Source organism: Pseudomonas sp. OV226 (genome assembly GCF_003148705.1).
Taxonomy (GTDB): Bacteria; Pseudomonadota; Gammaproteobacteria; order Pseudomonadales; family Pseudomonadaceae; genus Aquipseudomonas.
Map to the genome: position 1 here is coordinate 418,718 of NZ_QGGS01000001.1, position 13,885 is coordinate 432,602.

Consider the following 13,885-nt stretch of genomic DNA (forward strand, 5'->3'; position numbering starts at 1 on the left):
GATTACGCGTCCACGGCGTTGCTGGACCATTGCTGATACGGAATCGGCAGGTTGCGCGATTCGCCACGGCCCATCGGGAAGTACTTGAAGCCGTTGCGTGCCATACGGTCTGCGTCGTACAGGTTACGGCCGTCGAAAATCACTGGTGCGTTCAGGCGCTGCTGGATCAGGTCGAAGTCTGGCGCCTTGAACTGTTGCCATTCGGTGCAGACGATCAGTGCGTCGGCACCGGTCAATACCGATTCCGGCGTGCCCATGAGCATCAGCTTCGATTCATTCGGATAGAGCTTTTGAGTTTCCTGCATGGCTTCCGGGTCGAAAGCACGCACATTGGCGCCCGCAGCCCATAGCGATTCCAGCAGTACCCGGCTCGGCGCATCGCGCATGTCATCGGTGTTGGGTTTGAACGCCAGGCCCCATACGGCAAAGGTCTTGCCCCGCAGATCACCGCGATAGAACGCCTTGACCCGTTCGAACAGCTTGTGCTTCTGGCGCTCGTTGATGGCTTCCACCGCTTGCAGCAGGTCGCTGGAACAGTGCGCTTCCTGGGCGCTGTGAATCAGCGCGCGCATGTCTTTGGGGAAACACGAACCGCCATAACCGCAGCCGGGGTAGATGAAGTGGTAACCGATACGCGAGTCGGCGCCGATGCCCAGGCGCACCGATTCGATGTCGGCGCCCAGGTGCTCGGCCAGTTCGGCGATCTGGTTGATGAAGCTGATCTTGGTCGCCAGCATGCAGTTGGCGGCGTACTTGGTCAGCTCGGCGCTGCGCAGGTCCATGAACATGACACGGTCGTGGTTGCGGTTGAACGGTGCATAGAGGTCGCGCATGACTTCGCGGACTTCGTCACGTTCACAGCCAATGATGATCCGGTCCGGGCGCCGGCAGTCGGCCACGGCCGAGCCTTCTTTGAGAAATTCGGGGTTGGAGACGATATCGAACTGCAAATCGCGGCCGATCTTCGCAAGACATTTGTCGATATGCGCGCGCAATGCGTCGCCGGTGCCTACCGGTACCGTGGATTTCTCCACCAGAATCGCCGGCTGTTCGCGATGGCGTGCTACCGCATCGCCCACCGACATCACGTAGCTCAGGTCCGCCGAGCCATCGTCCTGGGACGGTGTACCCACCGCAATGAACAGGACCTGGCCATGTTGCACGGCGAATTTTTCATCGCTGGTGAATTGTAGGCGTTTGGCGTCCAGGCTTTCGCGCACCAGGCTGGCCAGCCCCGGTTCGAAAATGCTGACATGGCCTTGTTGCAGCAATTCGACTTTTTTCTCGTCAATGTCCATGCAGACCACGTCGTGGCCGACTTCAGCCAGGACGGCCGCTTGCACCAGACCAACGTAACCACTACCAAATACACTGATTTTCATGAAGCACTCCTGATTTCGGGCGCGCGAACTGAACGAGAGTTAATGACGATGACCCCGAGCATGACCAAAGCCACCCCGACGGTCTTTGAAAGACTGAATGATTCGTTGAACACTGGCAGGCTGGCGGCCAGCAAGTACACCAGCGCGTAGCTGATGCTCAGCAGCGAATAGGCCCGGCCCAGCGGCACGTCACGCAGGGCGGCCAGCCAGCAGAGCATCGAGAGGGCGTAGGCCACAATCGCGCTCAGCACGACCGCCACCGCGACCAGATCGATGCTGGAAGACAACACGTTTTCCGGAGACGGCAGGCGCGTCATGCTCCAGCGCATGCCCAATTGCGCGGCGCTGACCAGCAGCACGCTGCCCATGGCGAAGGTGATTCCGCGACGCAGGCTCATGCGTGTTGCCCCAGCAGAACCACGCCACCGATCACCAGTGCCACCCCGAACCAGTGCTGGCGGTCGATCGTTTCATGGAAAACAAAACGGGCGACCAGCGTGACCAACACAAAGTTGAGGCTGAGCATCGGGTAGGCAATGCCGACTTCAAGGCGCTGCAACACCAGCAGCCAAACCAGCAAGCCCAACCCCAACGAGACAAGCGCCAGCCACAACCACGGCGAGCGCAGCTTGTCGGCCCATCCCGAGGTCTGGCCACGCCAGCTCTCTACGGCGTATTTCTGAGCAATCTGTCCCAGGCATGTCAGTAGGCACGCAACCAGTACCAACAGCAGGCTCACGGTGCCTCCTTAGGGAAAATCAGAATGACGAGGTTGCCTTGTTCATAGCGTTTACCGTCCTTGGGCAACAGATCGATTTCCTGCAATTCCTCGTCACCCTTCACCCGCATGACCACACCGACCGAGCCGCTTCGGCGGGCGTCGCTCATCCACTGCTGAACCTGGCCGACAGTGACCAGCTTCTGTGCCGAGTCAGGGTAGGCAAGACCGTATTTCAATTCGCCTATCGTGTTGTACAGCGCCACGTCCGGGTGCTTCATGCGCCAGGCCAGCGCGGAAGCGGCGCCGAGATCGTTGCTCAACAGTTTGTCGGTCTGTGCCAGCTCATCCATGTGATGGAGGATGAATTGGTCGGGCGTCTTGTTGGCGACCACCGAATTGGGCAAGCCGGCCGGAATCAAACCGATCAGCAGCAGACTGCCAAATGCCGGTGCGGCCCAGCATTGCAACGGTCTAAAGGCTTGCAGCAGGTTGGCCATGATCCAGCCAATCAAACCGATGAACACCAACACCAGGTTGTGCAGTTCATGGTCATACAGCGGCTTTTTCAGTTGCAGGTAGACCAGGGCAATCAGGGTGACCAGGCCCAGCACCAGGTTCAGCAAGCCGTTGATGCCCAGCAGGCGACCCTGTTCCAGCTTCAATCGGTCGGCCAGTGCGTTCCCCAGCAGCAGGGCCAAGGGCAGCAGGCACGGCAGTATGTAACTCGGCAATTTGCCTTTGCTGATGCTGAAAAACACCAGCGGAATGACCATCCACAGCAACAGGAAACCGATGCTGGCCTGGCGGCGGGTTTGCCACGCCTGTTTCAACGCCGATGGCAACAGCGCCACCCACGGCAAGCTGAAGGCGACCAACAGCGGCAGGTAGTACCACCACGGCTCGCTATGTTGAGCGTCGTCGCCGGCAAAGCGGCGAATGTGCTCGTGCCAGAAGAAGAACCGCCAGTAATCGGGCTCCTGCGAGTGAACGGCCAACACCCACGGCAGGCTCACCACAATGGCCACGACAATCGCAACCGGGCCGTAGATCAGCAGTTCTTTCCAGCGTTTTTGCCAAATCATGTAGGGCAGGGCCACCAGCACCGGCAGCAACCAGGCGAGGAACCCCTTGGTCATGAAGCCCATGCCGCAGGCCAGTCCCAGAACTGCCCAGCCGAACAGCCGCTGACGGCCGACGCTGTCCAGGGCAAACCACAGGCCGACCACGCTCAGGTTGACCCAAAAGGTGAATTGCGGATCCAGGTTGGCATACCCGGCATGACCGGCGATGACGCTGAAACTCATGTACAGCAGTGCGCAGGCAAAACTCTTGCGCGGATCGTTCCACAGTCGGCGGGCGATCAGGAAACACAGCAACACGCTCAGGCCCATGCTCAGCGCCGAGGCAAACCGAACGCCAAACAGGTTCTGACCAAACAGCGCCTGGCTGGCAGCGATCATCCAGTAACCAGCCGCCGGTTTTTCGAAATAGCGCACGCTCATGAAATGCGGCGATACCCAATTGCCGCTCAGGAGCATGTCCTGACTGATCTGCGCGTAGCGGGTTTCGTCTGGAATCCACAAGCCATGGGTACCCAGTGGCAGCAGATACGCCAAGGCGAAAAGGACCAGCAATAGGGGAAGAGCCCAGCGTTTGCTCATGCGCCTTGCACTCCCAGCCAGCCTTCGCGGCCGTCAAGGGCACCACGTAGCACACGTCCTGTGGGCAAGGTGTTGAGAGCGTCCGGGAGCAGATCGCCCAAGGGCTGGAAATGAATGTCACGCTGGCGTGCATCGGCCAGCAGCTGACGGAAATCGTTGGCCATCAGAATCCCTTCTACTTCTGCATGAATGGTGTAGACATTGAGTTGTTCAGGGGTAAAGCGATCAAGAATGAAGGCGTTGAAGTCATTGGCGGCGACCGTCGGGCCGACCACCTCGTCGAAGGTCGGCAAGTCCACCGGTATCTGAGGTGCACCTAAACCACCACCGGCCAGGATCGGCTGAAACAGACTCTGTCCGCGACAATCGCTGTTGTAGCGAAAGCCGAACGTCTCTTTGGCTTCGATCACACGCTCGTCCGCGCGCCAACCGGCAGCGGCTGAACAGTCGACCTTTTGCCCAAGGATGTCGCTGAGCGTGTCGACGCCCCGGCGGATCTGTTCGATCAACTGTGCGTCGCTCCAGCGTCCGGCGTTGGCCTGCCAGCCATGGTGATCCCAAGCGTGCAGGCCGACTTCATGCCCGGCAGCCTGGGCCTGGCGCATCAAATGCCCCAGGTCACGGCCGATCGGTTTGCCTGGCCAGGCGGTGCCGGCCAGCAAAATATCCCAGCCGTACAGCCCGGCAGCATTGGAACGGAGCATTTTCCAGAGGAATTGCGGACGGATCAGGCGCCACAAGTGGCGCCCCATGTTGTCCGGTCCGACACTGAAGAAAAACGTCGCCTTGACTTGCGCTTCATCGAGGAGTTCCAGCAGCCGGGGCACCCCCTCACGGGTGCCTCGGTAGGTGTCGACATCGATTCGAAGGCCTGCCTGCATTAACGCTTGTCCGCGATTTCGAGCATGGCTTCACGCAGGAAGAAGTCCAGCGTGTTGCCAATGGTCTCGCTCATTTCCACCGTTGGCGTCCAGTCCAGCAGGCGCTTGGCGTTGGCGATGCTCGGTTTGCGGTGGGACACGTCCTGGTAACCGGTGCCGTAGAACGCCTTGCTCTCGATGTCGCGGAAACCGGCGAACGGAGGGAAGTTGCTGCGCAGCGGGTGAGCTTCGAACTGACGCAGCAGCTCTTCGCCCAGTTGACGGATGCTGGCCTCGTTTTCCGGGTTGCCGATGTTGATGATCTGGCCGTTGCAGACATCGTTGTCGTTGTCGATGATGCGTGCCAGCGCTTCAACACCGTCAGCAATGTCGGTGAAGCAGCGTTTTTGCTCGCCGCCGTCGAACAGGCGAATCGGCGTGCCTTCCACCAGGTTCAGGATCAGCTGGGTAATGGCGCGGGAGCTGCCGATACGAGCCGAATCCAGACGGTCCAGACGTGGACCCATCCAGTTGAATGGACGGAACAGGGTGAAGTTCAGGCCTTTCTGGCCGTAGGCCCAGATCACGCGGTCAAGCAGTTGCTTGGAGACCGAGTAGATCCAGCGTTGCTTGTTGATCGGGCCGACGACGAGGTTGGAGGTGTCTTCGTCGAAGTTCGGGTCCTGGCACATGCCATAGACTTCCGAGGTCGACGGGAAGATCACGCGCTTGTTGTATTTGACGCAGTAGCGAACCAGTTTCAGGTTTTCTTCGAAGTCCAGTTCGAATACGCGCAGCGGGTTGCGGGTGTATTCGATTGGCGTGGCAATCGCCACCAGCGGCAGGACCACGTCGCACTTCTTGATGTGATACTCGATCCACTCGGAGTGAATGCTGATATCGCCTTCGACGAAGTGGAAGTTCGGGTGGCTGCGCAGGCGCTCGATAGCGTCCGAGCCGATGTCCAGGCCATAAACCTCATAGCGGTCGTCACGCAGCAGGCGCTCGGACAAGTGATTGCCGATGAAGCCGTTGACGCCCAGGATCAGCACGCGGGTACGGCGTGGTGCACGACCGGATTCGGCACCGCGCAGTACGGAGCCGTCGACCAGGCCCAATTCGTTGGCCAGTTGCGGGCCGCTCAGGTAAAGACCGTTGTCATTGCGCTGACCGGCGGTGATCACCAGCGAGTCTTCGCCGCAAGCGATGCGCAGAGGGTCGACGCTGATGACGCGACCCGGCGCCAGGCCTTCATTGCCCTTGGCTACTTCAGCATTCCAGACGATCAGCTTGTGCTCGCCCACGTCGCAGAAAGCGCCCGGGTAAGGTTGGGTCACGGCGCGGACCAGGTTGAACAGTTCTTCTGCCGGCTTTTTCCAGAACAGCTTGCCATCGGCAGGTGTGCGGCGACCAAACACCGTGGCTTTGGATTCGTCCTGGGCCGTTTCGGTGACTTTGCCTTGCAGCAAGGCGGGCAGGGTGTCGCGCAGCAAGTCGGTGGCGGCCAGGCGCAACTTGCCGTGCAGGGTCAGGGCGGTATCGCTGCGCTCGATGGCAACTTTTTGCTGGGCGATGATCGCGCCTGCGTCGGCGCGCTTGACCATACGGTGCAAGGTCACGCCGGTTTCGGTCTCACCGTTCACCAGTACCCAGTTGGCCGGCGCGCGGCCACGGTAGCTTGGCAGCAACGAACCGTGCAGGTTGAATGCGCCTTTGCGGGCGGTGGCCAGCAGCGGTTCGGTCAGCAGGTTGCGGTAGTAGAACGAGAACAGGTAATCCGGGTCGAGTTTGGCGATGCGCTCGATCCACAGCGGATGGTTGGCGTCTTCAGGGGCATGAACCGGGATGCCTTTTCGCGCACACAACTGGGCAACGGAACCGTAGAAGGCGTTTTCTTTGGGATCATCGGCATGAGTAAACACGGCGGCAATTTCAATGCCGGACGCAAGCAGGGATTCGATACCGGCACAGCCAATATCGTGGTAGGCGAAGACAACAGCTTTTGCACTCATGAGAGAACCTGATCTGAAGAAGTGGAAGTGAGACCGTCAACGGTGACAACGGGGGCGGGCGCGGCGGGTTGGCTGCGCAAGACTTTTTCGACAAAGAAACGAGGGCGGGCACGGACATCGCTGTACATGCGTCCCAGGTACTCGCCCAACAGTCCCATACCGATGAATTGCCCACCGGTGAACACGAACAGCACGGCAAACAGTACAAACGAACCGTCGCCGGCCCATTCAGCGCCAAACACCAGGCGCAAGAAAATCAATGTCATGGCAAACAGCACACCCAGACCGGCCATGGCGAAGCCGATGATGCTCAGCAGGCGCAATGGCGTGGTGGTCATGCAGGTAATCAGGTCGAACATCAGGTTGACCAGGCGCATGGGGCTGTACTTGGATTCGCCGTGTTCACGTTCGGCATGCATCACCAGGATTTCCGTGGTGTGCCGGGCAAAACTGTTGGCCAGGATCGGGATGAAGGTGCTGCGTTCGCGGCAGGCCAGCATCGCGTCGACGATGGTGCGGCGGTAAGCACGCAGCATGCAGCCGTAATCGCTCATGGCAACGCCGGTCGAGCGCTGAACGGCGAGGTTGATCAGCTTCGAAGGCCAGCGGCGCAGGGCCGAGTCCTGACGGTTGTTGCGCACCGTGGCGACCACGTCATAACCGAGTTCGGCCTGGGCCACCAGTCGCGGAATTTCTTCAGGCGGGTTTTGCAGGTCGGCATCGAGGGTGATGACGACATCACCTTTGCAATGCTCGAAGCCCGCCATGATCGCCGCGTGTTGGCCATAGTTGCGGTTGAGAATGACCGCGACCACTTTGCTGCCTTCGCGATTGGCAGCGTCCTCGAGGATTTGCGCCGAATCGTCGCGGCTGCCGTCATCCACCAACACGATTTCGTATTCATGGTGCAACTGCTCACACGCCGCTTCAGTACGTCGAAGCAACTCGGGCAGGCTGTCTTGCTCGTTGTAGACCGGGATAACAACCGATACGCAATTGATTGGGTAAGGTTTCACTGAGCTCTGTCCATAACGTTTTCAATGGCATCGACCACACGATTGACATCATCGTTGGTCATGTCCGGGAACAAGGGAATCGAACATAGCCGCGCCGAGTTCCATTCGGTGTTGGGCAAATAAATGTTCGGGAAACGCTGACGATAATACGTGTGCAGGTGTGTGGCTATAAAGTGGATGCCGGTGCCGATGTTTTGCTCCTGCAAACCCTTCATGAACGCTTCACGGTCCAGCCCGCAGCGCTCGGGATCGATGCGCAGGATGAACAGGTGCCAGGCGTGTTGTTGCGGGTAGGTCGGCACCGCGAGCGGCTGCACGGCGCTGCCTTCCAGGCGTTGCAGGTACGTGCGTGCCAGTTCGGTGCGTTTGGCGTTGATGTCGTCCAGGCGCTCCAGCTGTACCAGTGCGATGGCGGCATTGATGTCGGCCAGGTTGTATTTGAAACCCGGCTCCATCACCTGTGCCTGAGGTTTGCGGCCGTGAGTCATGCGGTCGTAAGCATCGACGCCGAGGCCATGAAACTTGAGCATGCGCACCCGGCTGGCCAGCGCTTCGTCGTCGGTGACGAACATCGCACCCTCGGCGCAGGTCATATTCTTGATAGCATGGAACGAGAAGATGGCCGTGCCTGTCGAACCGACGTGTCGACCTTTGTAGAAGGTGCCGGCGGCGTGGGCGGCGTCTTCGATGACGGCGATACCGTGTTTGTCGGCCAACGCATAGAGCGGGTCGAGATCGAAGGCAGCGCCGGCGTAGTGCACCGGAATGATGGCCTTGGTGCGCGGGGTGATGGCCGCCTCGATGCTGGTGGCATCACTCATCAGTGTGTCGCGGTCAACGTCGACGAACACTGGCGTGGCGCCCAGCAGGCAGATCATGTTGGCGGTGGACACCCATGTCTGGGACGGGGTAATGACTTCGTCGCCCGGACCAATGCCCAGTGCCAGCAAGGTGATGTGCATGCCACCGGTGGCCGAAGAAAGTGCAACGGCATGCCGGCAGCCAACATAGTTGGCGAATTGCTCTTCCAATTGCTGGTTTTTCGGCCCGGTAGTGATCCAGCCGGAGCGCAATACTTGCTCTACGGCTGCAATTTCTTCATCGCCGATACTCGGGCGGGAGAAGGGGAGAAACGCCTGACTCATGGGCACCTCGGGCTGAAATGAACGGACATAAATACCGGATGTGTTGGATCCAAGGCAAGCGTAGACGATAAAAAATTAGCTGCTTCAATCAGTTACCGAAACTGCGTGATAAACCGCATCAATTGACTTTTTTTGTTCCGGTCGGCACGTTGGAGCCCTGTGAGGGACAGTCGCGACTCGTTGAGGGTATGCGCATTTTCGTGAAAGGAACATGAAAACCCGGTTGGCAATTCGTTTATCTGAGCGTCATACAGGCACTGTTCAGACTCGTGCCGTTCATCGCGGTTTTTAGAGGGAAAGTCCTACGGAAGTCTCCATTTTAGATGAAGGATATTTCAACCCTTAGTTGCTTTACTGCATCGTTTTCACAAGGCCGTTTCGTTTGATTGACTTACCTGTTACCCATCCTGTTGCTACAAAGACCAATCCGTTGACCCTGTACCTGGCCCGGCTCGCGCCCTCCAGTCAGTTGACCATGCGATATGTTTTGCAGGATGCCGCGGATCGCCTGGGTTTCGAAGACGTGAACATCGAGGAGATCCCCTGGCATCAGCTGCAGCCGGAAAATGTCATTGCGCTAGTGGCTGCGTTGCGCGAAGACGGCTACGCCCCCAATACATCATCGCTGTACGTTAACGCGGTGCGCGGGGTGATGAACGAGGCGTGGCGTATGAGCCTGATCAGTCAGGAGCATCTGCTGAAAATGCGCTCGGTCAAAGGGATTGCCGGCACCCGGTTGTCCCAGGGGCGTAACTTGCGGCGCACGCTGATCCAGGAGTTGATGGCGGTGTGTGCCGCCGATCCCCGGCCACAAGGGTTGCGGGACGCAGCGATCATCGGGATTTTGTACGGTTCGGGCATGCGCAAGTCGGAGTCGGTGAACCTGGACCTGTCACAGGTCGATTTTGCCGAGCGCAGCCTGCGGGTCACCGCCAAGGGCAACAAGCAATTGATCAAGTACGCACCCGCCTGGGCCTTCACCAAACTGGAGGCCTGGCTGGCGTTTCGTCGTTCACAGCTCAAGGAGGGCGAAGTGGACGACCCGTTTCTGTTCAATCGGATCCGGCGTGGCAGCCATATCACCCGCGAGCGCGTGACCAAGCATGCGATCTATTACATTGCGCGCCAGCGCGGTGCCGAGGTGGGTGTGAAGATCATGCCGCATGATTTTCGGCGCTCATTCATCACTCGCGTGATCGAGGAGCACGATTTGTCCATTGCCCAGAAACTGGCGCATCACAGCAATATCCAGACGACCGCCAATTACGATGTGCGCGACGACAACGAGCGGCGACGCGCAGTGGATCGCTTTGATCTTTAAAACAGGCCGGTTACGACTCGCTGAACACGTGGGCATGGCCGATGGTCGAGACATGCACCGCGCTGCCGGCAGGCGGCGCGTACATACCTGAACTGCGTACCGTTAATGACCGACCCGACTGTTCCCCCAAGACCGGGGTCTGCAATTCCACGGTTAATGTGCAGGTATTGCCACTGAAGTCCCGGTCGGTGACCACGGCGCGGCACCCGGCCACTTCGTCGGGGCTGGGATGGATGCTGACGAGTTGCAGTTGCTCGGGGCGCAGCATGATTTGCGCCGATTTGTTGTTGCGGTGGTTGTTCACCGGTATCCGGCCGAGGTCGCAATGGGCCCAGCCGGCTTCGATTCTGGCAGGCATGACCACGGCATCCCCGAGAAACAGCGCGGTTTGCTCATCGTCGGGGTAGCGATAGAGATCCAGCGGGTGGCCTGACTGCACGAGCCGGCCATCACGCATCACGGCCAGTTGATCGGCAAATGACAACGCTTCGCTTTGGTCATGAGTGACCAGGATGGTGGTGACACCGGCATCGGACAACAGTCGGGCGACCATCTTGCGCATGGCGCTTCGAAGACCGGTATCGAGGGCGGAAAAAGGCTCATCGAGCAGCATCAAGCGTGGCTGCTGGGCTAACGCCCGCGCCAGGGCCACACGTTGCTGCTGGCCGCCGGAGAGTTCGTGGGGCCAACGGTTGGCCATGCTCTTGTCCAGCGCCACACTGTCCATCAGTTCAGCGATGCGTTCGTTTTTTTCGTGGCCCTTTTTCGACAGGCCGAAACCGATATTGGCGGCCACGGTCATGTGCGGGAACAGGGCACCGTCCTGGGGGACGTAGCCGATCAGGCGCTGATGGGCCGGCACCTCGTGGGTGTCGTCGACGAGTGTCTGGCCATTGATTGAAAGACGGCCCGTGTCCGGGAACTCGAAGCCGGCAATCATCCGCAACAGGGTGGTTTTGCCTGAACCGGACGGGCCGACAATCACCGTTCGGCTGCCGTTGGGCACCGACAGGTTGATGCTCTCCAGCGCCTTTTGGTCGCCATAGGACTTGGAAATGGCATGCAGTTCAAGTGCGTTCATCGGCCAGCCGTTCGTTTGGATTGGTGATAAAGAAGCCCGGTCAACGGAAGTGACAGCAGGATCATCAACAGCGCATAGGGCGCAGCCGCGGCATAGTCGATTTCGCTGGTCATGGCCCAGAAACCGGTGGCCAGGGTGCGCGTCCCATTGGGCGCGAGCAACAGGGTGGCGGTGAGTTCATTGGTAATCGCCAGAAACACCAGCGCTGCTCCAGCGGCGGCACCCGGTGCGGCCAGGCGCAAGGTGATCAGCCACAAGGCCCGACCGGGCGAGCGGCCGAGGCTGCGCGCGATGTTTTCCAGCTCTACCGGCGCCTGGGCAATACCCGCGCGCAAACTCACCAGCGCCCGAGGCAAGAACATCAGCAAATACGCCAGCAGCACGGTGATCGTAGTCTGGTAAATCGGCCGCGCAAAGTGGATTGTGACGGTCACCAGGGCCAGCGCGACGACAATCCCCGGCAACGAACTGGTGATGTAGTTGCAGCTTTCCAGTACCCGTTGCAACCGTCCCGGCGAGCGAATTGACAGCCAGGCAATCGGAATCGCAGCGCAGGTCGTCAGAACCGCGCCCGCCGCGCCAAGCTGCAATGTCTGTTGCAGTGCCGGCATCAATTCGTCCAGTTCCCAGACCTGTGTGCCGCCCGCCATCAGCCACTTGCCCAGCGTGATCAACGGCACACCCAGTGCCAGCGTGCAGGTGATGATTTGCAGCAGCAGGCCAAGTGTTTTGGCTAGCGAACCCAAGCGCACAACCCGCTGTGCGCGCGCGCTTCCCGACCCCACCCGGGCATAACGCGCCGTTCCGCGAGCGGCGGATTCGGCGGTCAGCATCGCCAGGCAACACAGGGCCAGCACACTGGCCAGCATGTTGGCGGCCGGGCCGTTGAAGGTGGATTTGAACTGGTCGAAGATCGCGGTGGTGAAGGTGTCGAAGCGAATCATCGCGTACAGGCCATATTCGGCCAGCAAGTGCAGGCCCACCAACAACGCTCCGCCACAAATGGCCAGACGCAGTTGCGGCAGCACCACACGAAAGAACACCGCCCAGGGCTTGAGCCCCAGCGATTCGGCGACGTCTTCGATGGCCGGGTCGAGCCGGCGCAAGGTGGCGGCGATTGGCAGGTACAGGAACGGGAAGTAGGCGATGACCGAGACCAGGACGCCGGCAAACAGCCCATGTATCGGTGGCACCAGGCTCACCCACGCATAGCTGTGTACGAACGCCGGTACGGCCAGCGGCGCCGTCGCCAGCAGCGACCACCCGCGTCGACCCGGCAGGTTGGTGCGTTCTGTCAGCCAGGCCAGCGCCAGGCCCAGCATGATGCATAAAGGAATAGTGATCAGCACCAGCAGCACGGTGTTGAACAGTAATTCAGCGACCCGAGGTCGAAAGACCAGCGGCACGATGGCCGCCCAGCCTGTCTGGATCGACACACCGAGTACGAAGGCAATCGGTAACAGCGACAGGAGCGAGACCAGTATGGACAAACTGATCACCCACGCGCCGCCGCGACCTGCGAAGACACCACGGGCGCGTCGTCGCAAGTTCGAGGGCATCGCCGTGGCGACACCCCCTGGCAGGGTTTCTGGCATCAATTAGAGCAATCCCGCCTGAGTCATCAGCTCCACGGCTTTTTTGCTGTCGAGTTTTGAGGCATCGACTGCTGGCGCGTCCAGCTGCTGCAAAGGCACCAGTTTAGGGTTGGAGGGTGCGTTTTTACCCACGGCGTACTCGAACGACTTACCGGTTTCGAGGACTTTCTGGCCTTCTTTACCGGTGATCCATTTCAGGAACGCCTGTGCTTCTTCCTTGTGTTTGCTGGAGGCCAGAACGCCGCCACCGGAAACACTGACAAAGGCACCCGGGTCTTTATGTTTGAAGTAGTACAGGGCGGTGTTCTTGCTGTTTTCGCCGGTCTTGGCCTGATCGCCGTAGCTGTAATAGTGGTAAATCACGCCGCTGTCGACCTGGCCGGCATTGACTGCCTTGAGTACGGCGCTGTTGCCGCGATAAATCGTGGCGTTGGCTTTCAACCCTTTAAGCCATTCGAGGGTAGCTGCTTCGCCCTTGAGTTCGAGCACGGCGGCGACGATGGCCTGGAAGTCGGCGCCGGCCGGCGACGCGCCCCAACGGCCTTTCCAGTTTGGCCCGGCGAGGTCCATCAGCGACTTGGGCAAATCGGCTTCAGGCAGCATGCTCGGGTTGTACACGAACACCGTGGAGCGCGCGGCGATCCCGATCCATTTGCCATGCGCCGGACGATAAGCTGATTCGACTTGTTCCAGCGTGGTCGGCGCTACCGGAGCAAGGAGCCCGGCCTTGTCGACCAGCACCATGGCCGGGGAGTTTTCGGTCAGGAACACATCGGCCGGGGAGGCGGCGCCTTCCTGTACGATCTGGTTGCCCATCTCGGTGTCGTCGCCGTTGCGCAAGGTGACCGGGATCCCTGTTTCCTGAGTGAAACCCTCGACCCAGGCCTTGGTCAGGCTTTCGTGTTGGGCGTTGTAGACCACGATACCGGCGGTATCAGCGGCATACACGTGCCCGGCGGCCAGCAGTGCAGTGCTTAGCAGTGCGGATTTGAGGAACGAAGGGATCGAGGGCGTCATTCTGGGGGGCTGCTCCTGTTCTTTTTTAGAAGTCATGCACGCCGATTCACCTGTCAATCAATGCGAATCATTTG

Annotated in this window: 12 protein-coding genes; 1 reads left to right on the plus strand and 11 read right to left on the minus strand. The window is 59.8% G+C overall.

The window, feature by feature from the left end:
- Positions 1 to 2 precede the first annotated feature (2 nt).
- The 8 genes from C7534_RS02130 to arnB are packed head-to-tail and all read right to left on the minus strand — an operon-like array spanning position 3 to position 8,797.
- Complete coding sequence (locus C7534_RS02130) at positions 3 to 1,382, minus strand: UDP-glucose dehydrogenase family protein (protein WP_109784803.1); 1,380 nt, start codon at positions 1,380 to 1,382, stop codon at positions 3 to 5.
- Positions 1,379 to 1,780, minus strand: a complete 402-nt coding sequence (gene arnF, locus C7534_RS02135) for a 4-amino-4-deoxy-L-arabinose-phosphoundecaprenol flippase subunit ArnF (protein ID WP_109784804.1) — start codon at positions 1,778 to 1,780, stop codon at positions 1,379 to 1,381. Before arnF ends, C7534_RS02130 begins: the two co-directional genes overlap by 4 nt.
- Positions 1,777 to 2,121 (minus strand): 4-amino-4-deoxy-L-arabinose-phosphoundecaprenol flippase subunit ArnE, encoded by a 345-nt coding sequence (gene arnE, locus C7534_RS02140; protein ID WP_109784805.1) that lies wholly within the window; start codon positions 2,119 to 2,121, stop codon positions 1,777 to 1,779. Before arnE ends, arnF begins: the two co-directional genes overlap by 4 nt.
- A complete protein-coding gene (gene arnT, locus C7534_RS02145) occupies positions 2,118 to 3,764 on the minus strand; it encodes a lipid IV(A) 4-amino-4-deoxy-L-arabinosyltransferase (protein WP_109784806.1) in 1,647 nt (548 codons plus the stop codon). The genes arnE and arnT overlap by 4 nt, the downstream gene beginning before the upstream one ends.
- Positions 3,761 to 4,645 (minus strand): 4-deoxy-4-formamido-L-arabinose-phosphoundecaprenol deformylase, encoded by an 885-nt coding sequence (arnD, locus tag C7534_RS02150; RefSeq protein WP_109784807.1) that lies wholly within the window; start codon positions 4,643 to 4,645, stop codon positions 3,761 to 3,763. Before arnD ends, arnT begins: the two co-directional genes overlap by 4 nt.
- Positions 4,645 to 6,636: a bifunctional UDP-4-amino-4-deoxy-L-arabinose formyltransferase/UDP-glucuronic acid oxidase ArnA gene (gene arnA, locus C7534_RS02155; RefSeq protein WP_109784808.1), complete on the minus strand. Its 1,992-nt coding sequence runs from the start codon at positions 6,634 to 6,636 to the stop codon at positions 4,645 to 4,647. The genes arnD and arnA overlap by 1 nt, the downstream gene beginning before the upstream one ends.
- Positions 6,633 to 7,652: an undecaprenyl-phosphate 4-deoxy-4-formamido-L-arabinose transferase gene (gene arnC / locus C7534_RS02160; RefSeq protein ID WP_109784809.1), complete on the minus strand. Its 1,020-nt coding sequence runs from the start codon at positions 7,650 to 7,652 to the stop codon at positions 6,633 to 6,635. Before arnC ends, arnA begins: the two co-directional genes overlap by 4 nt.
- Positions 7,649 to 8,797 (minus strand): UDP-4-amino-4-deoxy-L-arabinose aminotransferase, encoded by a 1,149-nt coding sequence (arnB, locus tag C7534_RS02165; RefSeq protein ID WP_109784810.1) that lies wholly within the window; start codon positions 8,795 to 8,797, stop codon positions 7,649 to 7,651. The genes arnC and arnB overlap by 4 nt, the downstream gene beginning before the upstream one ends.
- Before the next feature lie 382 nt (positions 8,798 to 9,179).
- Here arnB and C7534_RS02170 point away from each other — a divergent pair, with 382 nt between their 5' ends.
- Positions 9,180 to 10,118 (plus strand): site-specific integrase, encoded by a 939-nt coding sequence (locus tag C7534_RS02170; RefSeq protein WP_408980989.1) that lies wholly within the window; start codon positions 9,180 to 9,182, stop codon positions 10,116 to 10,118.
- Between the two features lie 10 nt (positions 10,119 to 10,128).
- On the opposite strand, the gene C7534_RS02175 is transcribed toward C7534_RS02170, so the two are convergent.
- The 3 genes from C7534_RS02175 to C7534_RS02185 are packed head-to-tail and all read right to left on the minus strand — an operon-like array spanning position 10,129 to position 13,811.
- Entirely contained in the window at positions 10,129 to 11,199 is a 1,071-nt protein-coding gene (locus C7534_RS02175) for an ABC transporter ATP-binding protein (RefSeq protein WP_109784812.1), read from the minus strand.
- Positions 11,196 to 12,794, minus strand: coding sequence for an ABC transporter permease (locus C7534_RS02180; protein WP_109784813.1), 1,599 nt, complete (start codon positions 12,792 to 12,794; stop codon positions 11,196 to 11,198). The genes C7534_RS02175 and C7534_RS02180 overlap by 4 nt, the downstream gene beginning before the upstream one ends.
- 3 nt (positions 12,795 to 12,797) lie before the next feature.
- Positions 12,798 to 13,811: an iron ABC transporter substrate-binding protein gene (locus C7534_RS02185; RefSeq protein ID WP_109784814.1), complete on the minus strand. Its 1,014-nt coding sequence runs from the start codon at positions 13,809 to 13,811 to the stop codon at positions 12,798 to 12,800.
- Positions 13,812 to 13,885 lie beyond the last annotated feature (74 nt).

Coding starts and splice junctions, on each gene's coding strand:
- arnB (WP_109784810.1), bottom strand. CDS start 8,797: ATGAGTCAGGCGTTTCTCCCCTTCTCCCGCCCGAGTATCGGCGATGAA.
- C7534_RS02175 (WP_109784812.1), bottom strand. CDS start 11,199: ATGAACGCACTTGAACTGCATGCCATTTCCAAGTCCTATGGCGACCAA.
- arnD (WP_109784807.1), bottom strand. CDS start 4,645: ATGCAGGCAGGCCTTCGAATCGATGTCGACACCTACCGAGGCACCCGT.
- C7534_RS02185 (WP_109784814.1), bottom strand. CDS start 13,811: ATGACGCCCTCGATCCCTTCGTTCCTCAAATCCGCACTGCTAAGCACT.
- C7534_RS02180 (WP_109784813.1), bottom strand. CDS start 12,794: ATGCCAGAAACCCTGCCAGGGGGTGTCGCCACGGCGATGCCCTCGAAC.
- arnT (WP_109784806.1), bottom strand. CDS start 3,764: ATGAGCAAACGCTGGGCTCTTCCCCTATTGCTGGTCCTTTTCGCCTTG.
- arnF (WP_109784804.1), bottom strand. CDS start 1,780: ATGAGCCTGCGTCGCGGAATCACCTTCGCCATGGGCAGCGTGCTGCTG.
- arnA (WP_109784808.1), bottom strand. CDS start 6,636: ATGAGTGCAAAAGCTGTTGTCTTCGCCTACCACGATATTGGCTGTGCC.
- C7534_RS02130 (WP_109784803.1), bottom strand. CDS start 1,382: ATGAAAATCAGTGTATTTGGTAGTGGTTACGTTGGTCTGGTGCAAGCG.